The following is a 19,969-nucleotide window of genomic DNA, read 5'->3' as shown; positions in this document are numbered from 1 at the left end:
CACCCCCTATCCTGCATGCCTGCATCTATGGGGGGGTTATGGCGCGTTTTCTGTTTTGTAGTTTCGCTTTAGTTCTGCTTTATCCGTCCGGCATTGATATGTATCTGGTGGGATTGCCGCACATCGCCCGCGATCTGGGCGCCAGCGAAGCGCAGCTGCACATCGCGTTTTCGGCCTATCTTGCGGGGATGGCGTCGTCGATGGTCTTTGCCGGGAAGATCGCGGATAAGGCAGGCCGTCAGCCCGTCGCGATAACCGGCGCCATCATTTTTGCCCTGGCCTCTCTTCTCTGCTCACAGGCGCAAAACAGCACCTTGTTCCTGGCCGGACGGTTTATTCAGGGCATTGGAGCCGGTGGCTGTTACGTCGTCGCGTTTGCCATTTTGCGAGACACCCTAAGCGCCCAGCGTCGCGCTAAGGTGCTGTCGATGCTGAACGGCATTACCTGCATCATCCCGGTGCTGGCCCCGGTCGTGGGATATCTGATCATGCTGAAATTCCCGTGGCAGAGCCTGTTCTGGACCATGGCGGCGATGGGCGCGCTGGTGTTTGTCCTGTCCATCGCCGTGCTGAAAGAGACCCACCCGGGCTCGCAGAATACCAGTCATACCGCAGCCATTCACCCAGCCGAGAAGCTGCTTAACCGCTTTTTTCTCAGTCGTCTGGCCGTGACCACGTTAAGCGTGGCGGTGATCCTGACCTATGTAAACGTTTCCCCGGTTTTACTGATGGAAACCATGGGCTTCGATCGGGGTGAGTATTCAACGGTGATGGCATTAACCGCCATGGTCAGTATGGCAGTGTCGTTTTCTACCCCGTTTGCGCTAAATGTTTTCAGCCAGCGCACGTTGATGCTGACCTCACAGGTTTTATTCCTCACGGCTGGCGCGATCCTGGCAACCACCAGCTCGCATGCGGTGATGCTGGCCGGCATTACCCTCATTTGCGCCGGGTTCTCGGTTGGCTTTGGCGTGGCGATGAGTCAGGCGCTTGGTCCCTTCTCGCTGCGGGCAGGCGTGGCAAGCTCTGTGCTGGGGATTGCGCAGGTCTGCGGCTCGTCGCTGTGGATTTGGCTGGCGGCGGTCATCGGGCTTAACGCGCTGAATATGCTGATCGGGGTTCTGATTGGCTGTAGCATACTGTGCATCACCTTACTTATGGTCATCCAGCCCGCGGCGCATTATGAAGAAGCCCATCAGCAGTCTCGATCTTAACCTGTTGCTGTGCCTGCAGCTTTTGCTGCAGGAGCGCAGCGTCACCAAAGCGGCGAAACGGATGAACGTGACGCCGTCTGCGGTGAGTAAATCGCTGGCCAAGCTGCGTGACTGGTTTGACGACCCGCTGTTTGTCAAAACGCCGTTGGGGCTGCTGCCGACCCCGCTGACGGTAAGCCTGGAGCAGGATCTGGCTGACTGGATGCAAATCGGCAACCAGATCCTCGATAAATTCCACCATGATTCCCCGGGCGGGCTAACGTTCGTGCTGGCCGCCGAAACGCCGTTGATGCTGATCCGCTTTAACGCCCTGCTGGAGCAGGTGAACCAGCGCTATCCGCAGGCTACGGTGAAGATGCGTCACTGGGATTACGACTCGCTGGACGCCATTACGCGTGGAGAGGTGGATCTGGGATTCACCGGACGCGAAACGCACCCGCGCTCGCGTGAATTGCTGAAGCTAATGCCGTGGTTCATCGACTATGAGATCCTGTTCAGCGACCGTCCGTGCGTGTATCTGCGTGAGGATCACCCCGCGCTACAGGACGAATGGAACCTAGAGACCTTCCTGCGCTACCCGCACATCAGCATCTTCTGGGAACGCAGCGACACCTGGGCACTGGACGAAGTGCTAAAGGAGATGGGGCGAGAGAGAAATATTGCCATGTGCGTGCCGGGCTTTGAGCAGTCGATGTTTATGGCGGCGCAGCCCGGCCATAACTATATCGCCACGGCTCCGCACTACTGCCATCACTACAATCAACTCCACCAGCGGAAGCTGATCGCGCTGCCCATTCCCATTGACGAAGCACAGGCTGAAAAGCTTACCGTTCCCTTCACGCTGATCTGGCATAAACGAAACAGCCATAATCCGAAAATCCTCTGGCTGCGGGAAACCATCAAGGCGCTGTACGGTGCCAGCGATCCAATTTTTGCCTAAGAAAATGTAAAGTTCGGTCCTGAGGCTTCTCTTACTCCCATTTACTGATTAAAACAGGAGTCAAGTTAAGCGATAATCATGTAACCGTTTAACCGATTACGACCATTATCAAGGAGCGAAAAATGGCTACGCACTTTGCAAGAGGAATACTTACGGAAGGACGTCTCGTATCGGCAAGAATTTCTTCAGCCTGTCACAATGAAGCACTCACTCTCCCGGAACACCGCAGAACGCGGTTTTTAGCTTCCCGGGCGCTTCTCGCAGAACTGCTGTTTATGCTGTACGGCACCAGCGAGCTGCCGGACATCATTACCCAACCCGAAGGTCGCCCGGTCTTTGCCGACCCGGATCTCCCTCGTTTTTCGATTGCCTACGCGGGCAATATCATTGGCGTCGCGCTGACCACCGAAGGGGATTGTGGGCTGGATATGGAACTTCAGCGCGCGACGCGCAGCTTCCATGGCGGTAATGCGCATGAAGACTATCCGCTCTCGAGCAATGAGAAGCTGTGGGTACGCAACCAGAACGATCCTGTAGAAGCCCGAGCCCAGCTCATTACCCTGCGCCAGAGCATTCGCAAGCTCTGTGGATGCGCCTCAGACGACGCCAGCCTGCTGCAGCTGCTGCCAGGCTCCGGACGTCTGCGTGCCGCCCAGGCCACGCTGGTAGAGGCGCTCAGTGACGCAGAGGATGTGCTCATTTGGTCCATTGCGGTTACCCCCGCCATCGAACGCATGAAAATCTGGGAATTTGACAGCCAACAGGGATGGCGTAGCCTTCCTGATGTGCCCGAGCGTGCCAACGAGCCCGCCGCACGCCTGATGCGTTTAACCAGTTTACCGGCAGAAAAAGCATTCACCCTTAGCTGATCCAATCAGGGTCATCATGATGAAACAGGAGTAATCATGTCTGATACGTTGAAAGTAGTTACGTTACTGGGAAGCCTGCGCAAAGGTTCATTTAACGGGATGGTTGCCCGCACGCTGCCACAGCTGGCACCGGCAGGAATGGAAATTAGCGCCCTGCCGTCTATTGGCGATATTCCGCTGTATGACGCTGACGTACAGCAGGAAGAGGGTTTTCCGCAGAGCGTTGAGGCGCTGGCAGAGCAGATCCGCCAGGCCGACGGCGTGGTCATCGTCACGCCGGAGTACAACTATTCGGTTCCGGGTGGCCTGAAGAATGCCATCGACTGGCTGTCCCGCTTACCTGAGCAGCCGCTGGCAGGCAAGCCGGTGCTGATCCAGACCAGCTCAATGGGCGCCATTGGCGGCGCGCGCTGCCAGTATCATCTGCGCCAGATCCTGGTGTTCCTGGATGCGATGGTCATGAACAAGCCGGAGTTTATGGGTGGTGTGATTCAGAACAAGGTCGACCCGCAAACGGGTGAAGTGGTGGATCAGAGCACGCGCGATCATCTGTCTGGCCAGCTGACGGCGTTTGGGGATTATATTAAGCGGGTGAAGGCTTAAGCTTATTGCAGCCTGATGCCCTCACCCTGGCCCTCTCCCAAGGGGAGAGGGAACAAACATTAAAGCCCTTTTCGAAGAAAAGGGCTTGCTGTTTATTTGGCGTCAATAAACACAATCTTCAGCACAAACAGCAGCGCCACAACGATGACGCACGGGCTGAGGTCGCGGAAGCGGCCGGTACCGATCTTCATTACGCAGTAAGAGATAAAGCCCAGCGCGATACCTTCGGTAATCGAGAAGCTGAACGGCATCATCACGGCGGTAATAAACGCCGGCACCGCTTCGGTTAAATCATCCCACTTCACGCGTGACAGGCTGGAGGTCATCAGCACCCCCACATAGATCAGCGCGCCGGCTGCCGCATACGGAGGAACCATACCCGCCAGCGGAGAGAGGAAGATCACCAGCAGGAACAGAATACCCACAACCACCGCGGTCAGGCCGGTACGGCCGCCCACGGACACGCCGGAAGACGATTCAATGTACGCGGTAACGGACGAGGTTCCGATAAAAGCACCGGTCACAGAGGAGACGCTGTCCACAAATAGCGCCTGCTTCATGCGCGGGAATTTCCCTTTCTCATCCGCCAGACCCGCTTTATCGGTCACGCCAATCAGCGTGCCGGAGGAGTCAAACAGGTTGACCAGCATGAAGGAGAAAATCACGCCAGCCAGGCCCAGGTTCAGGGAACCCGCCAGATCGACGTGACCAATCACGGTAGAGACGCTCGGTGGCGCGGAGACGATACCGTTATAGTGAACGTCGCCCAGCATCCAGCCCAGCAGGGTGGTGACAACGATGGACACCAGCACCGCCGCGTGAATATTACGGGAAGCCAGGATCGCGATGATAAAGAAGCCCAGCACGCCCAGCAGCACGTTATGAGAGGTCAGGTGACCGATGCTCACCAGCGTATCCGGGTTCGCCACGATAACGCCGGCGTTTTTCAGCCCCATCATACCGATGAACAGACCGATACCGCTGGTGATGCCCACGCGCAGGCTCACGGGAATGTTCGCGATCATCCAGTAACGCACGCGGAAAATGGTCAGCAGCAGCAGGCCAACCGCGCCCCAGAAGATGGCGCCCATGCCAACCTGCCACGGCAGCCCCATCGCCTGAACAACCACGAACGCGAAGAACGCATTCAGGCCCATCGCCGGTGCCAGCGCAACCGGCAGGTTAGCGAACACACCCATCAGGATGCTGCCAAGGGCCGCGATCAGACAGGTTGTAACGAAGACGGCGCTGGTATCCATGCCAGCAACGCCCAGAATTTGAGGGTTCACAAAAACGATATAGACCATCGTCAGGAAGGTGGTGAAACCAGCGATCACTTCGGTGCGTGCCGTTGTGCCGTGCTCGCGCAGTTTAAAAACGCGCTCAAGCAGACCCTGACCAGATGTCTGGGTAGTGTGTTGTTGACTCATCATCAATTCCGAACAAGGAGGGAAAATTCGTCGCTATCCTATACCAAAATGCGACAATAGTGGCGGTTACGTGATACTTTTTTCATTGATTTTGCTTATACGGCAACGATTGCGTGCCGGCGAACTGCCGTACGTAAACGTTAAACTTGTTAAAAGGGAAAGGCATGTCCGGAATTGAAGCGGTATTTTTCGACTGCGACGGTACGCTGGTCGACAGTGAGGTCATTTGTTCCCGCGCGTATGTCACCATGTTCCAGGAATTTGGCATTACGCTGGAACTCGAAGAGGTGTTTAAACGCTTTAAGGGCGTAAAGCTCTACGAGATCATCGACATCATTAACGAAGAACACGGTGTGGATCTGGCGAAAGCCGATCTGGAACCGGTGTACCGCGCCGAGGTCGCACGCCTGTTCGACTCCGAGCTGGAGGTTATCTCCGGGGCTAACGCGTTGCTGGATGCGATGACGGTGCCGGTCTGCGTCGTCTCTAACGGCCCGGTCAGCAAAATGCAGCACTCGCTGGGCAAGCTTGAGATGTTACACCATTTCCCGGAAAAACTGTTCAGCGGCTACGATATCCAGCGCTGGAAGCCAGACCCGGCGCTGATGTTCCATGCGGCAAAAGCGATGAACGTCAACGTAGAGAACTGTATTCTGGTGGATGACTCGTCTGCGGGCGCGCAGTCGGGGATTGATGCGGGAATGGAGGTGTTTTACTTCTGCGCCGACCCGCACAACAAGCCGATCGATCATCCCAACGTCACGACCTTTACCGATCTGGCGCAGCTGCCAGCGCTGTGGAAGGCGCGCGGGTGGGATATTACTCGCTGAGTTTTCCCCTCACCCCGACCCTCTCCCCAGGGGAGAGGGAGAAAACCGAATTGTCCCCTCTCCCTGTGGGAGAGGGTTAGGGTGAGGGTAAAAATCACTCTTTCGGATCTTTACCCGCCAGCAGCTTGTCCAGCTCGTCGCCGCCCACGTGACGGAAGTCCTGACCTTTCACGAAGTAGAAGATGTATTCGCAAATGTTCTGACAGCGGTCGCCGATACGCTCGATGGAACGCGCGCAGAACAGGGCGGTCAGTACGCTTGGGATCGTACGTGAATCTTCCATCATGTAGGTCATCAGCTGACGCACGATGCCTTCATACTCCTGGTCGACCTTCTTGTCTTCACGGTAGATACGCACCGCTTCGTCCAGGTCCATACGCGCAAAGGCATCCAGCACGTCGTGCAGCATCTGCACGGTGTGGCGGCCCAGCGACTCCAGGCTCACCAGCAGGGGCTGGTGCTGCTGAGAGAATTTCTCCAGCGCGGTGCGGCAGATTTTATCCGCAACGTCACCAATACGCTCCAGCTCGGCGATGGTTTTGATGATCGCCATTACCAGACGCAGGTCGCTCGCCGTCGGCTGACGTTTCGCGATAATGCGCACGCAGGCCTCGTCGATAGCGACTTCCATCATGTTGACGTTTTTATCGCCTTCAATGACGCGCTTCGCCAGCTCGCTGTCCTGGTTGTGCATTGCCGTAATCGCATCAGAAAGCTGCTGCTCGACCATGCCGCCCATGGTCATTACCTGGGTGCGAATGCTTTCCAGCTCTGCGTTGAACTGGCCGGAAATGTGTTTATTAAGATTGAGGTTGTCCATGGTTTCTCCACATGCACTAAGGCAAATCAACCGTAGCGGCCAGTAATATAATCTTCGGTTTGTTTCTTCGCGGGCCTGGTGAACAGCGCGTCCGTATCGCTGAACTCAATCAACTCGCCCAGGTACATAAACGCCGTGTGATCGGAACAACGCGCAGCCTGCTGCATGTTATGGGTCACGATAACCACGGTGTAATCCTGCTTCAGCTCGGTGATCAGCTCTTCAATACGGCCGGTTGAGATCGGGTCCAGCGCTGAACACGGCTCATCCAGCAGCAACACTTCCGGGCGAATAGCAATACCGCGCGCAATGCACAGACGCTGCTGCTGACCGCCGGAGAGAGAGTAACCGCTCTGGTGCAACTTATCTTTGGTTTCGTTCCATAATGCGGCCTTGGTCAAAGCCCACTGCACGCGCTCGTCCATATCGGCACGGGAGAGTTTTTCAAACAGACGCACGCCAAAGGCGATGTTGTCATAAATGGACATCGGGAAAGGCGTTGGTTTCTGGAACACCATCCCCACTTTGGCGCGCAGCAGGGCGATATCCTGCGCCTGGGTCAGAATGTTTTCACCGTCCAGGATGATTTCACCCTCAGCGCGCTGCTCCGGATAGAGCGAATACATTTTGTTAAAGGTACGCAGCAGCGTGGATTTTCCACAGCCGGACGGACCGATAAATGCCGTGACCTGGTTCTTCGCGATATCCAGGTTGATGTTCTTCAGGGCATGGAATTTGCCGTAGTAGAAGTTCAAATCACGAACCTGAATCTTACCCGGGGCAGTATCAACCATACTCATTGACTCATTTCCTCATTCGGCGCCGCGAGCTGCCGCGCCGTAAAAAATTAACCGTGTTTCTTCTTCGCGAAAATGACGCGCGCCAGAATGTTCAGCAACAGTACGCAAAGGGTAATGATCAGCACCCCGGCCCAGGCCAGCTGCTGCCATTCCGCGAATGGGCTCATCGCAAATTTAAAGATCGTCACCGGCAGGTTGGCGATCGGCTGCATCATGTCCGTGCTCCAGAACTGGTTGGAGAGGGACGTAAACAGCAGCGGCGCCGTTTCCCCCGCGATACGCGCAACCGCCAGCAGGATACCGGTCATGATCCCGGAGACGGACGCCTTCAGCGTAATCGCAGAGATCATCTTCCATTTCGGCGTACCCAGCGCATAGGCCGCTTCACGCAGGCTGTCCGGCACCAGTTTCAGCATGTTCTCGGTGGTTCGAATAACAATCGGCACCTGCAGCAGCGCCAGTGCAATCACACCCGCCCAGCCCGAGAAGTGTTCCATCTGCGCCACCACCACGGTGTAAACAAACAGCCCCACGACGATAGAAGGTGCAGACAGCAGAATGTCGTTGATGAAGCGAATGACTTCCGCCAGCCAGGATTTACGACCATATTCAGCCAGGTAGATGCCCGCCATGATGCCCAGCGGCGTGCCGAAGACCGTTGCCCAGAGGATCAGCAAGCCGCTGCCCGCCAGGGCATTCGCCAGGCCACCACCCGCCGTGTTCGGCGGCGGCGTCATTTCGGTGAAAAGCGACAGTGACATCCCGTCAATCCCGCGAACGACCGTCGAGAAGAGGATCCAGACCAGCCAGAACAGGCCGAACGCCATTGTCGCCATAGAGAGCGACAGGGCAATACGGTTTTTCATGCGGCGTCTGGCCTGCATTTTGCGGCGGGATTCCGCCAGTTCAGCGGTAGCTTGCATTTCGAGAGTTGCCATTAGCGTGCCCCCTCATTTTTAGCGAGGCGCATAATCATCAGCTTGGAAATCGCCAGAACAATAAAGGTGATAACAAACAGAATCAGACCCAGCTCCATCAGCGCCGCCACGTGCAGCCCCGATTCCGCTTCCGCAAATTCATTCGCCAGCGCCGAGGTAATACTGTTACCCGGCATGTAGAGCGACGCGCTGTCGAGCTGGTAGGTGTTACCGATGATAAAGGTGACCGCCATGGTTTCACCCAGCGCACGACCCAGACCCAGCATCACGCCCCCGATCACCCCATTTTTGGTGAACGGAAGGACAATGCGCCAGATAACTTCCCAGGTGGTGCAGCCGATGCCGTAGGCCGACTCTTTCATCATCACCGGCGTTTGTTCGAAGACATCGCGCATAACCGCCGCAATGTAAGGAATAATCATGATGGCGAGGATCACACCTGCCGCCAGAATGCCGATACCGAAAGCCGGGCCAGAGAACAGGGCCCCCACAAACGGAATGGCGGAAAGCACGTTACCGACCGGTTCCTGGAAATACGTGGCGAACAGCGGAGCAAAGATGAACAAGCCCCACATGCCGTAAACGATACTTGGAATGGCCGCCAGCAGTTCGATAGCAATACCCAGCGGGCGTCGCAGCCAGCCCGGCGCCAGCTCCGTCAGGAACAGGGCAATACCAAAGCTCACCGGAACCGCAATCAGCAGGGCGATGAACGAGGTCACCAGCGTGCCGTAAATCGGCACCAGGGCACCGTAGATGTCGTTCGGCGCGTCCCACTCTTTGGTCCACAGGAAGGAAAAACCGAATTTCTGGATGCTCGGCCATGAGGAGAAAATCAGAGACACGATAATGCCGCCCAGCAGCAATAGCACAATCAGCGCAGCCAGTTTCACCAGCGCGCTGAAAATCATGTCACCTTTTTTACCCGGAGGGTTAAATGCAGGCTTGGTTGCAGCCATAAATTACTCTTCTGTTTGAGACGTTTTTACGAATATGCCCGGTGGCGCTGACGCTTACCGGGCCTACAGCTTAAACCGTAGGGCGGGTAAGCGCAGCGCCACCCGCCATCTTCGTTAAATATATCCTGTTAGTACAGCGCTTTACCGCTGCTGTCTTTCACGTTGGTTTTCCATGCAGCGCGAATCTGCTCAACCACGTTGTCCGGCAGGGTGGCGTAATCCAGGGCGTTAGCCTGTTTGCCGCCGTTTTTGTACGCCCAGTCGAAGAACTTCAGCACTTCGGCGCCCTGCTCAGGTTTCTTCTGCTCTTTGTGAACCAGGATGAAGGTGGTAGAGGTGATTGGCCATGCACCTTCGCCTTTCTGGTTAGTCAGATCCTGCGCGAAGGATTTGCTCCAGTCAGCACCTTTCGCCGCGTTAGCAAAGTTCTCTTCGGTTGGGCTAACCGGTTTGCCGTCGGCTGAAACCAGTTTGGTGTAGGACAGGTTGTTCTGCTTAGCGTACGCATACTCTACGTAACCAATTGAGCCAGGCAGACGCTGTACGAACGCGGCGATACCGTCGTTACCCTTACCGCCCAGACCGGTTGGCCAGTTAACGGTAGAGCCGGAGCCGACTTTAGATTTCCACTCTTCGTTCACTTTAGCCAGGTAGCTGGTGAACACGAAAGAGGTACCGGAACCATCCGCGCGGCGAACCACGGCGATGTTCTGAGAAGGCAGCTTCAGGCCTGGGTTGAGTTTAGCGATCGCTTCGTCATCCCATTTTTTGATTTTGCCCAGGTAGATGTCACCCAGCGTTTTGCCGTCCAGCACCAGCTCACCCGACTTCACGCCCGGCAGGTTGATGGCCAGAACCACACCACCGATCACGGTAGGGAACTGGAACAGGCCTTCCTGAGCCAGCTTGTCATCAGACAGCGGAGCATCTGATGCGCCGAAATCAACAGTGTTCGCGGTAATTTGTTTAACGCCACCGGAGGAGCCGATACCCTGATAGTTAACCTTGTTACCGGTTTCTTTCTGGTAGGTATCCGCCCATTTGGCATACACCGGCGCAGGGAAGGTTGCACCAGCGCCAGTCAGGCTTGCTTCTGCAAATACAGAGAACGCGCTCAGAGATAAGGTCGCGGCGACAACAGTTGCGACAGTGGTACGCATAACTTTCATAATGTCTCCTGCAAGATTTTCGTAAATCGTTGTTTAGTGGCTACGATGAGCAAAATAGGACAAACAGGTGACAGATAAATGTACGAATTATGACAGTTTTATGACAGCGTAAATTTCACTTAAAAATCAGCAAAAGAAAGCATATTTTTCATCGCGTTAGCCGCTTTTATGACAAGACGTTTTCTGAAATATTTTCTTTATGTGACACTGAAAAAAGTAGCTGAAGATGACAAATTGTCATTATTAAAAACGAGAAAGGATTGATTAAAAACAAGCCGGGCAGGATAAAAATGCTCCACCCGAAGGTGGAGCCTGAAGGGATTATTCTACGGTAACCGATTTCGCCAGGTTACGCGGCTGGTCAACGTCGGTGCCTTTGATCAGCGCAACGTGATAGGCCAGAAGCTGCAGCGGAACGGTGTAGAAGATTGGTGCAATCACCTCTTCCACATGCGGCATCTCGATGATATGCATGTTGTCGTTGCTGACAAAACCGGCATCTTTGTCGGCGAAGACGTACAGAACACCGCCGCGGGCGCGCACTTCTTCGATATTAGACTTCAGTTTTTCCAGCAGTTCGTTGTTTGGTGCCACAACGATGACCGGCATATCCGCGTCAATCAGCGCCAGCGGGCCGTGCTTCAGCTCGCCAGCCGCATAGGCTTCAGCGTGAATGTAGGAGATCTCTTTCAGCTTCAGCGCGCCTTCCAGCGCAATCGGATACTGATCGCCACGACCCAGGAACAGGGCGTGATGTTTGTCAGAGAAATCTTCCGCCAGCGCTTCAATGCGTTTGTCCTGAGACAGCATCTGCTCAATACGGCTCGGCAGCGCCTGCAGGCCGTGAACGATGTCGTGCTCAACGGACGCATCTTCACCTTTCAGACGCGCAAGCTTCGCCACCAGCATCAGCAGAACGGTCAGCTGAGTGGTAAACGCTTTGGTGGAGGCCACACCGATTTCTGTGCCCGCTTTGGTCATCAGCGCCAGATCGGACTCACGCACCAGCGATGAGCCAGGAACGTTACAGATAGCCAGCGAGCCCAGGTAACCCAGCTCTTTAGACAGACGCAGCGCTGCCAGCGTATCCGCCGTTTCGCCGGACTGGGAAAGGGTGATCATCAGGCTGTTACGACGCACCGCGGATTTGCGATAGCGGAATTCAGACGCGATTTCCACATCGCACGGCACGCCCGCCAGGGATTCAAACCAGTAGCGAGAAACCATACCGGAGTTGTAAGAGGTGCCGCAGGCCACGATCTGAATATGCTCGACCTTGCCAAGCAGTTCGTTCGCGTTTGCGCCCAGCTCGCTCAGATCCACTTCACCGTGGCTGATGCGCCCGGTCAGCGTGTTTTTGATGGCGTTTGGCTGCTCGTAAATCTCTTTCTGCATGTAGTGACGGTAAGCGCCTTTGTCGCCCGCGTCGTACTGCAGATTCGATTCGATCTCCTGACGTTTCACCTGCTCGCCTTTGGTATCGAACACGGTCACGCTGCGACGGGTCACTTCCGCGATATCACCCTCTTCGAGGAAGATAAAGCGACGGGTAACCGGCAGGAGCGCCAGCTGGTCAGAAGCGATGAAGTTTTCGCCCATGCCCAGACCGATAACCATCGGGCTACCGGAACGCGCGGCCAGCAATGTGGACGGATCGCGGGAATCCATGATCACCGTACCGTACGCACCGCGCAGCTGAGGGATAGCACGCAGCACCGCATCACGCAGTGTACCACCCTGCTCCAGCTCCCAGTGCACCAGGTGAGCAATCACTTCGGTGTCAGTTTCAGAGACGAAGGTGTAGCCGCGCGCTTTCAGTTCTTCGCGCAGCGGTTCGTGGTTTTCGATAATGCCGTTGTGCACGACCACGATGTGTTCAGACACATGCGGGTGCGCGTTACCTTCAGACGGTTCGCCGTGCGTCGCCCAGCGGGTGTGCGCAATACCGGTACCACCGTGCAGCGGATGTTCTTCCGCGGCCTGGGCCAGCATCTGCACTTTACCGAGACGACGCAGACGGGTCATATGACCTTCTGCATCGACGACAGCCAGACCGGCAGAGTCGTAACCACGGTATTCCAGACGACGTAAACCTTCGAGAAGGATTTCAGCAATATCACGCTGCGCAACTGCGCCAACAATTCCACACATAATTTTAGATTCCGAATTTAGGCATTATGCCTGCGTTGTCGCTGACCTGTATTTTCCCTGCGTCTTTCACGCTGCGGCTGCGTTGGCTTCTCGTACTCGCCACGGTCACTTACTTAAGTAAGCTCCCATGGACTCATACGCTTGCCGCCTTGCCACAACGCGAAATCCTTTGGGTAACGCCCTTTCCGGGCACCCCGAGCCTTGTAGAGAGTGGGGTTATTTTTATGGGTACTGCTTGTGGGGGGAGGATTATATTATCCCCTCACCCCGGCCCTCTCCCCAAAGGGGCGAGGGCGAAAAACACCACACCGAACGATCCCCTCACCCCTGTGGGGAGAGGGTTAGGGTGAGGGGTAAATCCGTTACTTTTTCTTAACCGGGCGTTTCCAGCCCTGCTTGCTGACCTGCGGCACGCGGCTTAACACCAGCTCGTTCTCGGCCACATCGCGCGTAACGGTTGTTCCGGCGGCGATAGTCACCCCGTTACCCACGGTAACAGGCGCCACCAGCTGCGTATCGGAGCCAACGAACACGTCGTCACCGATGATGGTTTTAAACTTATTCGCGCCGTCATAGTTACAGGTAATAGTCCCTGCACCAATATTCACGTTATTGCCAATTTCCGCGTCGCCCAGATAGGTCAGATGACCGGCTTTCGAGCCTTTACCCAGACGCGCTTTTTTCATCTCTACGAAGTTACCCACGTGAGCGCCTTCCAGCAGCTCAGCGCCCGGGCGCAAACGCGCAAACGGGCCGATGGTACAGGCCGCATCCAGACGGGCATCTTCTACCACGCTGTACGGGCTGATTTCGCAGTCGTCGCCGATGACGCTGTTTTTAATCACGCAGCCGGCGCCAATTTTGACGCGATTGCCCAGCGTGACGTGACCTTCGAGGATAACGTTCGTATCAATTTCAACGTCACGACCGTGAGATAACGAACCACGCAGATCGAAACGCGCCGGATCGCGCAGCATCACGCCCGCCAGCAGCAGTTTTTCGGCCTGCTCGGACTGATAAACGCGCTCCAGGCGGGAAAGCTGAAGACGATTATTCACCCCTTCGGTTTCGCTGATGCGCGCCGGATGAACCGCCGCAATCTCACGTCCTTCCTGGTACGCCATCGCAATGATGTCGGTGATGTAGAATTCACCCTGCGCGTTGTTGTTGTTGAGCTGAGACAGCCAGCGCTTCATGTCCGCGCCATTGGCAATCAGAATACCGGTGTTGATCTCCTGAATCTGGCGCTGTTCGTCGCTGGCATCTTTATGCTCAACAATACCCGTGACGTTGCCGTTTTCACGGGTGATGCGGCCATAACCGCTTGGATCGTCCAGCACGACGGTCAACAAACCGATACCGCCCTGCGGTTTGGCTTCACGCAGGCGAGTCAGGGTTTCAACGGAGATCAGCGGGACATCGCCGTAGAGCATCAAAATGTCTTCGTCATCCGCAAAGAAAGGCGCAGCCTGCTGCATCGCATGGCCTGTGCCCAGCTGTTCGGCCTGAAGCACCCAGTTGAGCTTGTCATCGCTCAGCGTCTTTTTAAGCAGATCGCCGCCGTGGCCGTAGACCAGGTGGACCTGACTGGCACCCAGTTCATTCGCTGCATCAATGACATGCTGCACCATTGGCTTTCCTGCAAGCGTGTGGAGCACCTTAGGCAGATCGGAATACATGCGGGTCCCTTTGCCAGCGGCAAGGATCACCACGCTCATCGCACTGTTTGACATACGCATCCTGACGGTAGTTTGAGTGTGAAGTAAAAACGTTTGATGCTTAAAATTCTACATCTTTTTCATCATGAATTAAGGCCGAAAAAAAAAGCCAGCCTGGTATCCAGACTGGCTTTTGTGCTTTTCAAGCCGGTGTTACATCGCTTTTTTGGTCAACTCGATAACGCGCAGTTTCGCGATCGCTTTGGCCAGCTCCGCAGACGCCTGAGCGTAATCCACGTCGCCATGAGAGCTGCTAATGTGCTCTTCAGCCTTACGCTTCGATTCCAGGGCTCGCGCTTCGTCGAGATCCTGTCCACGGATAGCGGTATCGGCCAGAACGGTCACACTGCCAGGCTGCACTTCAAGAATGCCGCCGGAGAGATAGATAAACTCTTCGTGACCGAACTGTTTAACGATGCGGATCATACCAGGCTTAATGGCGGTGAGCAGCGGTGCGTGACCCGGGAAAATACCCAGTTCACCTTCACTACCCGTTACCTGGATTTTCTCGACCAGACCAGAGAACATTTGTTGCTCTGCGCTGACGACGTCCAGGTGGTAAGTCATTGCCATATCACCCTCCGATTAAGGCGTTAAAGTTTTTTGGCTTTTTCCACGGCTTCGTCGATGGAACCAACCATGTAGAACGCCTGCTCCGGCAGGTGATCGTATTCGCCTTCCATGATGCCTTTAAAGCCACGGATGGTGTCTTTCAGGGAAACGTATTTACCCGGAGAACCGGTGAATACTTCCGCAACGAAGAACGGCTGGGACAGGAAGCGCTGGATCTTACGCGCACGTGCTACCACCAGTTTGTCTTCTTCAGACAGTTCATCCATACCCAGGATGGCGATGATGTCTTTCAGTTCCTGGTAACGCTGCAGCAGGGACTGTACGCCACGCGCGGTGTCGTAGTGTTCCTGACCAACAACCAGTGGATCCAGCTGACGGCTGGTGGAGTCCAGCGGGTCAACGGCCGGGTAGATACCCAGAGACGCGATCTGACGGCTCAGTACCACGGTTGCGTCTAAGTGCGCAAAGGTGGTTGCTGGAGATGGGTCAGTCAAGTCATCCGCAGGTACGTATACCGCCTGAACGGAGGTGATAGAACCGGTTTTGGTAGAGGTGATACGTTCCTGAAGAACACCCATCTCTTCCGCCAGCGTAGGCTGATAACCTACCGCTGAAGGCATACGACCCAGCAGTGCAGATACTTCCGTACCGGCCAGGGTGTAACGATAGATGTTATCAACGAACAGCAGAACGTCACGGCCTTCGTCACGGAATTTCTCAGCCATCGTCAGACCAGTCAGCGCAACGCGCAGACGGTTTCCAGGTGGCTCGTTCATCTGGCCGTAAACCAGGGATACTTTGTCCAGAACGTTGGAGTCGGTCATTTCGTGGTAGAAGTCGTTACCCTCACGAGTACGTTCACCTACGCCCGCAAACACGGAGTAACCGGAGTGCTCGATCGCGATGTTACGGATCAGCTCCATCATATTTACGGTTTTACCAACACCCGCACCACCGAACAGACCGACTTTACCGCCCTTCGCGAACGGACACATCAGGTCGATAACTTTGATACCGGTTTCCAGCAGTTCCTGAGAGCTTGACAGCTCTTCGTAGGAAGGTGCTGCACGGTGGATAGCCCAACGCTCTTCTTCACCGATGTCGCCTTTCATGTCGATTGGCTGACCCAATACGTTCATGATACGACCCAGTGTTGCTTTACCTACCGGGACTTCGATCGGGTGCTCAAGGTCTTTTACTTCCAGACCACGACGCAGACCGTCGGAAGAACCCATCGCGATGGTACGCACGATACCGCCGCCGAGCTGCTGCTGAACTTCCAGCACCAGGCTCTCGTTACCATTCTGTACCTCAAGCGCGTCGTACACGCGTGGTACGGCGTCCTGAGGGAACTCGACGTCCACCACGGCGCCGATTACCTGGACAATCTTTCCAGTAGCCATCTTGAATCCTCTACGTAATTCGTAAACCTGGTTAAACCGCGGCGGCCCCCGAGACGATCTCGGTGAGTTCCTGAGTAATGCTGGCCTGACGAGCTTTGTTGTAAACCAACTGCAGCTCTTTAATCAGGCTGCCGCCATTATCGGTCGCGGCTTTCATCGCCACCATTCGTGCGGCCTGCTCGCTGGCCAGGTTTTCTACAACGCCCTGATAAACCTGAGATTCAACGTAACGACGCAGCAGGGTATCCAGCAGCGGTTTCGGATCGGGTTCATACAGGTAATCCCAGGCTTTTTGCTTCAGCTCGTCATCTTCTGATGCCGGTAACGGCAGCATCTGAGTGAGCGTTGGAACCTGAGACATGGTGTTAATGAATTTGTTGCTGACAACGTACAGTCTGTCCAGACGGCCTTCATCATAGGCCTGCAACATCACTTTAACCGGGCCGATCAGTTCGGACAGGGACGGGTTATCACCCATACCGGTCACCTGAGCGACAATGTTGCCACCAACGGAGTTAAAGAAAGAGACGCCTTTAGAGCCGATCATTGCGATATCGCACTGAACGCCTTTTTCAGACCATGCTTTCATATCCGCCAGCAGTTTTTTGAACAGGTTAATGTTCAAGCCGCCACACAGACCACGGTCGGTCGACACCACCAGGTAGCCCACGCGCTTAACGTCGCGTTCTTCCAGGTAAGGGTGCTTATATTCCAGATTACCGTTTGCAAGGTGACCAATCACTTTGCGCATGGTTTCTGCATAAGGACGGCTGGCCGCCATGCGATCCTGCGATTTACGCATTTTGGAAGCGGCGACCATCTCCATCGCTTTAGTGATCTTTTGCGTGTTCTGGACGCTTGCGATCTTACTACGTATCTCTTTTGCGCCGGCCATGAGCTTCTCCTCAATGCCAGGCGGCTTGTCCTGAGACAAGCCGCCGGACGATTACCAGGATTGGGTTGCTTTGAAGGAATCGAGGATAGCTTTCAGCTTGCCTTCGATTTCGTCGTTATAGCCACCGGTCTGGTTGATCTCTTGCATCAGCGGAGCGTGATCACGGTCGACGTAAGCCAGCAGAGCGGCTTCGAAGCTACCGATTTTCGCCAGTTCCACATCTTCGAGGTAACCGCGTTCTGCCGCGAACAGTACCAGGCCCTGCTGAGCAACAGACATTGGTGCGTACTGTTTCTGCTTCAGCAGCTCGGTCACTTTCTGACCGTGGCTCAGTTGTTTACGGGTTGCTTCGTCCAGATCGGATGCGAACTGAGAGAACGCAGCCAGTTCACGATACTGTGCCAGCGCGGTACGGATACCACCGGACAGTTTCTTGATGATCTTGGTCTGAGCAGCACCACCAACACGGGATACGGAGATACCCGGGTTAACCGCCGGACGGATACCGGAGTTAAACAGGTTGGTTTCCAGGAAGATCTGACCATCGGTAATGGAGATTACGTTGGTCGGAACGAACGCAGAAACGTCACCCGCCTGGGTTTCAATGATCGGCAGAGCGGTCAGAGAGCCCGTTTTACCCTTCACTTCACCTTTGGTGAAGTTCTCGACGTATTCCGCGTTAACACGGGAAGCACGCTCCAGCAGACGAGAGTGGAGGTAGAATACGTCGCCAGGGAACGCTTCACGTCCAGGTGGACGACGGAGCAGCAGGGAAACCTGACGATAAGCAACAGCCTGTTTAGACAGGTCATCGTATACGATCAACGCATCTTCACCGCGGTCACGGAAGTATTCGCCCATTGCGCAACCGGCATATGGCGCCAGGTATTGCAGTGCAGCAGATTCAGACGCAGTTGCTACCACAACGATGGTGTTAGACAGTGCGCCGTGCTCTTCCAGTTTACGAACCACGTTGGAAATGGTGGACGCTTTCTGGCCGATAGCCACGTACACACATTTGATGCCGGAGTCACGCTGGTTGATGATGGCGTCGATAGCCATCGCGGTTTTACCGGTCTGACGGTCACCGATGATCAGTTCACGCTGACCACGACCGATTGGGATCATGGCATCAACGGACTTATAACCTGTCTGAACAGGCTGATCTACGGACTGACGGTCGATAACGCCTGGTGCGATAACTTCGATTGGGGAGAAGCCATCGTGCTCAACCGGACCTTTACCGTCGATTGGCGCACCCAGGGTGTTAACAACGCGACCCAGCAGGCCACGGCCAACCGGCACTTCCAGAATACGGCCAGTACACTTAACCTTCATGCCTTCGGCGAGGTCAGCGTATGGACCCATCACAACTGCACCTACGGAGTCGCGCTCCAGGTTCAGTGCGATAGCGTAACGGTTACCCGGCAGGGAAATCATCTCACCCTGCATACAATCGGCCAGGCCGTGGATGCGGATAACACCGTCACTTACAGAAACAATAGTACCTTCGTTGTGAGCTTCACTCACAACACTGAACTGAGCAATGCGCTGCTTGATCAGTTCGCTGATTTCGGTGGAATTCAGTTGCATGCTCCAGTCCCCTTAAGACTGCAAGACGTCTGCAAGGCGTTCAAGACGGCCGCGTACGCTGCCATCAATGACCATATCACCCGAACGGATGATTACGCCTGCCATTACAGACTTATCGATTTTGCAATTCAGCTTAACTTTGCGTGACAGACGTTTTTCCATCGCGGCGGTGATTTTCGCAAGCTGTTCATTACTCAGTTCAGTCGCAGAAGTCACTTCGACTTCAGCGGTTGCTTCACTAAGGGCACGTAAGTGCTCAAACTGCTCGAGAACATCCGGGAGCACACGGAGACGACCATTTTCTGCCATCACCTTAATCAGGTTCTGGCCGTTGGCATCCAGTTGCTCTCCGCACACGGCGATAAACGACGCGGCAAGAGTTTCAGGTGCTAACGCACCGGAAAGCAACTCAGCCATTTGTTCGTTTTTCGTCACCTCAGCGGCAAACGCCAGCATATCCTGCCAGCGATCGACATTTTGGTGTTCGACAGCAAAGTCAAAAGCTGCTTTGGCGTAGGGGCGAGCTACCGTAACAAATTCAGACATCAGCCCCTCCCTCCTTACAGTTCAGCGACAAGTTTGTCCACGATGTCGCTGTTAGCAGCTTCATCCACGGAACGTTCGATGATCTTCTCGGCGCCAGCAACAGCCAGAATCGCAACCTGCTTACGCAGTTCTTCACGAGCACGTTTACGCTCAGCATCAATTTCTGCCTGAGCCTGTGTCACGATCTTAGTACGTTCCTGTTCTGCTTCAGCTTTGGCTTCGTCCAGGATCTGAGAACGGCGTTTGTTAGCCTGTTCAATGATTACCTGAGCTTCAGCTTTCGCTTTTTTCAGCTGGTCTGTCGCGTTGGCCTGTGCAAGGTCCAAATCTTTCTTAGCGCGTTCTGCGGAAGCCAGACCGTCAGCAATTTCTTTCTGACGTTTTTCGATGGCAGCCATTAAAGGCGGCCATACATACTTCATGCAGAACCAGACAAAGAGAATAAACGCGATGGCCTGGCCGAGGATTGTTGCGTTCATGTTCACAGCACAATACCTCTTTAATTTCTGTGGCTTAGG

19 protein-coding genes are annotated in these 19,969 nt (G+C 55.1%); 5 read left to right on the top strand and 14 right to left on the bottom strand.

Annotated elements, in window-relative coordinates; genetic code table 11:
* Window positions 1-38 precede the first annotated feature (38 nt).
* The 4 genes from ACERY3_RS22670 to ACERY3_RS22655 all read left to right on the top strand — a co-directional run bounded on the left by ACERY3_RS22670 (window position 39) and on the right by ACERY3_RS22655 (window position 3,626).
* Window positions 39-1,214 carry an MFS transporter gene (locus tag ACERY3_RS22670; protein ID WP_373226565.1) on the top strand — a complete coding sequence of 392 codons (1,176 nt, stop codon included), beginning with the start codon at window positions 39-41 and terminating at the stop codon, window positions 1,212-1,214.
* Window positions 1,183-2,154, top strand: a complete 972-nt coding sequence (gene yidZ, locus ACERY3_RS22665) for an HTH-type transcriptional regulator YidZ (RefSeq protein WP_047173131.1) — start codon at window positions 1,183-1,185, stop codon at window positions 2,152-2,154. The genes ACERY3_RS22670 and yidZ overlap by 32 nt, the downstream gene beginning before the upstream one ends.
* A gap of 122 nt (window positions 2,155-2,276) precedes the next feature.
* On the top strand, window positions 2,277-3,023 hold the full coding sequence (locus ACERY3_RS22660) for a 4'-phosphopantetheinyl transferase superfamily protein (RefSeq protein ID WP_373226564.1): 747 nt from the start codon (window positions 2,277-2,279) through the stop codon (window positions 3,021-3,023).
* A gap of 36 nt (window positions 3,024-3,059) precedes the next feature.
* Window positions 3,060-3,626 (top strand): NADPH-dependent FMN reductase, encoded by a 567-nt coding sequence (locus tag ACERY3_RS22655; RefSeq protein ID WP_023309798.1) that lies wholly within the window; start codon window positions 3,060-3,062, stop codon window positions 3,624-3,626.
* A gap of 92 nt (window positions 3,627-3,718) precedes the next feature.
* Here ACERY3_RS22655 and adeP read toward each other — a convergent pair whose 3' ends face one another.
* Window positions 3,719-5,056 carry an adenine permease AdeP gene (gene adeP / locus ACERY3_RS22650; protein ID WP_023309797.1) on the bottom strand — a complete coding sequence of 446 codons (1,338 nt, stop codon included), beginning with the start codon at window positions 5,054-5,056 and terminating at the stop codon, window positions 3,719-3,721.
* Between the two features lie 164 nt (window positions 5,057-5,220).
* Here adeP and yieH point away from each other — a divergent pair, with 164 nt between their 5' ends.
* Window positions 5,221-5,886: a 6-phosphogluconate phosphatase gene (yieH, locus tag ACERY3_RS22645; RefSeq protein ID WP_045888256.1), complete on the top strand. Its 666-nt coding sequence runs from the start codon at window positions 5,221-5,223 to the stop codon at window positions 5,884-5,886.
* A gap of 94 nt (window positions 5,887-5,980) precedes the next feature.
* Here yieH and phoU read toward each other — a convergent pair whose 3' ends face one another.
* The 13 genes from phoU to atpF all read right to left on the bottom strand — a co-directional run bounded on the left by phoU (window position 5,981) and on the right by atpF (window position 19,936).
* On the bottom strand, window positions 5,981-6,706 hold the full coding sequence (phoU, locus tag ACERY3_RS22640; protein WP_008500182.1) for a phosphate signaling complex protein PhoU: 726 nt from the start codon (window positions 6,704-6,706) through the stop codon (window positions 5,981-5,983).
* Between the two features lie 26 nt (window positions 6,707-6,732).
* Window positions 6,733-7,506 carry a phosphate ABC transporter ATP-binding protein PstB gene (gene pstB / locus ACERY3_RS22635; protein ID WP_010426574.1) on the bottom strand — a complete coding sequence of 258 codons (774 nt, stop codon included), beginning with the start codon at window positions 7,504-7,506 and terminating at the stop codon, window positions 6,733-6,735.
* A 47-nt stretch (window positions 7,507-7,553) separates the two neighbouring features.
* Window positions 7,554-8,444 (bottom strand): phosphate ABC transporter permease PstA, encoded by an 891-nt coding sequence (gene pstA, locus ACERY3_RS22630; protein WP_023309794.1) that lies wholly within the window; start codon window positions 8,442-8,444, stop codon window positions 7,554-7,556.
* Complete coding sequence (gene pstC, locus ACERY3_RS22625; RefSeq protein WP_023309793.1) at window positions 8,444-9,403, bottom strand: phosphate ABC transporter permease PstC; 960 nt, start codon at window positions 9,401-9,403, stop codon at window positions 8,444-8,446. Before pstC ends, pstA begins: the two co-directional genes overlap by 1 nt.
* Before the next feature lie 128 nt (window positions 9,404-9,531).
* Window positions 9,532-10,572, bottom strand: a complete 1,041-nt coding sequence (gene pstS / locus ACERY3_RS22620) for a phosphate ABC transporter substrate-binding protein PstS (protein ID WP_008500186.1) — start codon at window positions 10,570-10,572, stop codon at window positions 9,532-9,534.
* Window positions 10,573-10,893: 321 nt separating this feature from the next.
* Window positions 10,894-12,723 (bottom strand): glutamine--fructose-6-phosphate transaminase (isomerizing), encoded by a 1,830-nt coding sequence (gene glmS / locus ACERY3_RS22615; RefSeq protein ID WP_023309792.1) that lies wholly within the window; start codon window positions 12,721-12,723, stop codon window positions 10,894-10,896.
* 362 nt (window positions 12,724-13,085) lie between these two features.
* The gene (gene glmU, locus ACERY3_RS22610; RefSeq protein ID WP_058842018.1) at window positions 13,086-14,456 is read right to left on the bottom strand and encodes a bifunctional UDP-N-acetylglucosamine diphosphorylase/glucosamine-1-phosphate N-acetyltransferase GlmU; all 1,371 of its coding nucleotides are present in this window, start codon (window positions 14,454-14,456) and stop codon (window positions 13,086-13,088) included.
* A 138-nt stretch (window positions 14,457-14,594) separates the two neighbouring features.
* Entirely contained in the window at window positions 14,595-15,014 is a 420-nt protein-coding gene (locus ACERY3_RS22605) for a F0F1 ATP synthase subunit epsilon (protein ID WP_006177560.1), read from the bottom strand.
* A gap of 20 nt (window positions 15,015-15,034) precedes the next feature.
* A complete protein-coding gene (gene atpD / locus ACERY3_RS22600) occupies window positions 15,035-16,417 on the bottom strand; it encodes a F0F1 ATP synthase subunit beta (protein WP_006177559.1) in 1,383 nt (460 codons plus the stop codon).
* 31 nt (window positions 16,418-16,448) lie between these two features.
* Window positions 16,449-17,312, bottom strand: coding sequence for a F0F1 ATP synthase subunit gamma (gene atpG, locus ACERY3_RS22595; protein ID WP_008500191.1), 864 nt, complete (start codon window positions 17,310-17,312; stop codon window positions 16,449-16,451).
* A gap of 51 nt (window positions 17,313-17,363) precedes the next feature.
* Window positions 17,364-18,905 carry a F0F1 ATP synthase subunit alpha gene (gene atpA, locus ACERY3_RS22590; RefSeq protein WP_006808751.1) on the bottom strand — a complete coding sequence of 514 codons (1,542 nt, stop codon included), beginning with the start codon at window positions 18,903-18,905 and terminating at the stop codon, window positions 17,364-17,366.
* 12 nt (window positions 18,906-18,917) lie between these two features.
* Window positions 18,918-19,451, bottom strand: a complete 534-nt coding sequence (atpH, locus tag ACERY3_RS22585; protein WP_023309790.1) for a F0F1 ATP synthase subunit delta — start codon at window positions 19,449-19,451, stop codon at window positions 18,918-18,920.
* Window positions 19,452-19,465: 14 nt separating this feature from the next.
* Window positions 19,466-19,936 (bottom strand): F0F1 ATP synthase subunit B, encoded by a 471-nt coding sequence (atpF, locus tag ACERY3_RS22580; protein ID WP_014072436.1) that lies wholly within the window; start codon window positions 19,934-19,936, stop codon window positions 19,466-19,468.
* Window positions 19,937-19,969 lie beyond the last annotated feature (33 nt).

The sequence above is a fragment of the Enterobacter cloacae complex sp. ESBL7 genome, from assembly GCF_041679625.1.
In the GTDB taxonomy this organism is placed as follows: domain Bacteria; phylum Pseudomonadota; class Gammaproteobacteria; order Enterobacterales; family Enterobacteriaceae; genus Enterobacter; species Enterobacter asburiae_B.
This window is presented reverse-complemented; position numbering and strand designations above follow the sequence as displayed.

Coding starts and splice junctions, on each gene's coding strand:
- ACERY3_RS22670 (WP_373226565.1), top strand. CDS start 39: ATGGCGCGTTTTCTGTTTTGTAGTTTCGCTTTAGTTCTGCTTTATCCG.
- yidZ (WP_047173131.1), top strand. CDS start 1,183: ATGAAGAAGCCCATCAGCAGTCTCGATCTTAACCTGTTGCTGTGCCTG.
- ACERY3_RS22660 (WP_373226564.1), top strand. CDS start 2,277: ATGGCTACGCACTTTGCAAGAGGAATACTTACGGAAGGACGTCTCGTA.
- ACERY3_RS22655 (WP_023309798.1), top strand. CDS start 3,060: ATGTCTGATACGTTGAAAGTAGTTACGTTACTGGGAAGCCTGCGCAAA.
- adeP (WP_023309797.1), bottom strand. CDS start 5,056: ATGAGTCAACAACACACTACCCAGACATCTGGTCAGGGTCTGCTTGAG.
- yieH (WP_045888256.1), top strand. CDS start 5,221: ATGTCCGGAATTGAAGCGGTATTTTTCGACTGCGACGGTACGCTGGTC.
- phoU (WP_008500182.1), bottom strand. CDS start 6,706: ATGGACAACCTCAATCTTAATAAACACATTTCCGGCCAGTTCAACGCA.
- pstB (WP_010426574.1), bottom strand. CDS start 7,506: ATGAGTATGGTTGATACTGCCCCGGGTAAGATTCAGGTTCGTGATTTG.
- pstA (WP_023309794.1), bottom strand. CDS start 8,444: ATGGCAACTCTCGAAATGCAAGCTACCGCTGAACTGGCGGAATCCCGC.
- pstC (WP_023309793.1), bottom strand. CDS start 9,403: ATGGCTGCAACCAAGCCTGCATTTAACCCTCCGGGTAAAAAAGGTGAC.
- pstS (WP_008500186.1), bottom strand. CDS start 10,572: ATGAAAGTTATGCGTACCACTGTCGCAACTGTTGTCGCCGCGACCTTA.
- glmS (WP_023309792.1), bottom strand. CDS start 12,723: ATGTGTGGAATTGTTGGCGCAGTTGCGCAGCGTGATATTGCTGAAATC.
- glmU (WP_058842018.1), bottom strand. CDS start 14,456: ATGTCAAACAGTGCGATGAGCGTGGTGATCCTTGCCGCTGGCAAAGGG.
- ACERY3_RS22605 (WP_006177560.1), bottom strand. CDS start 15,014: ATGGCAATGACTTACCACCTGGACGTCGTCAGCGCAGAGCAACAAATG.
- atpD (WP_006177559.1), bottom strand. CDS start 16,417: ATGGCTACTGGAAAGATTGTCCAGGTAATCGGCGCCGTGGTGGACGTC.
- atpG (WP_008500191.1), bottom strand. CDS start 17,312: ATGGCCGGCGCAAAAGAGATACGTAGTAAGATCGCAAGCGTCCAGAAC.
- atpA (WP_006808751.1), bottom strand. CDS start 18,905: ATGCAACTGAATTCCACCGAAATCAGCGAACTGATCAAGCAGCGCATT.
- atpH (WP_023309790.1), bottom strand. CDS start 19,451: ATGTCTGAATTTGTTACGGTAGCTCGCCCCTACGCCAAAGCAGCTTTT.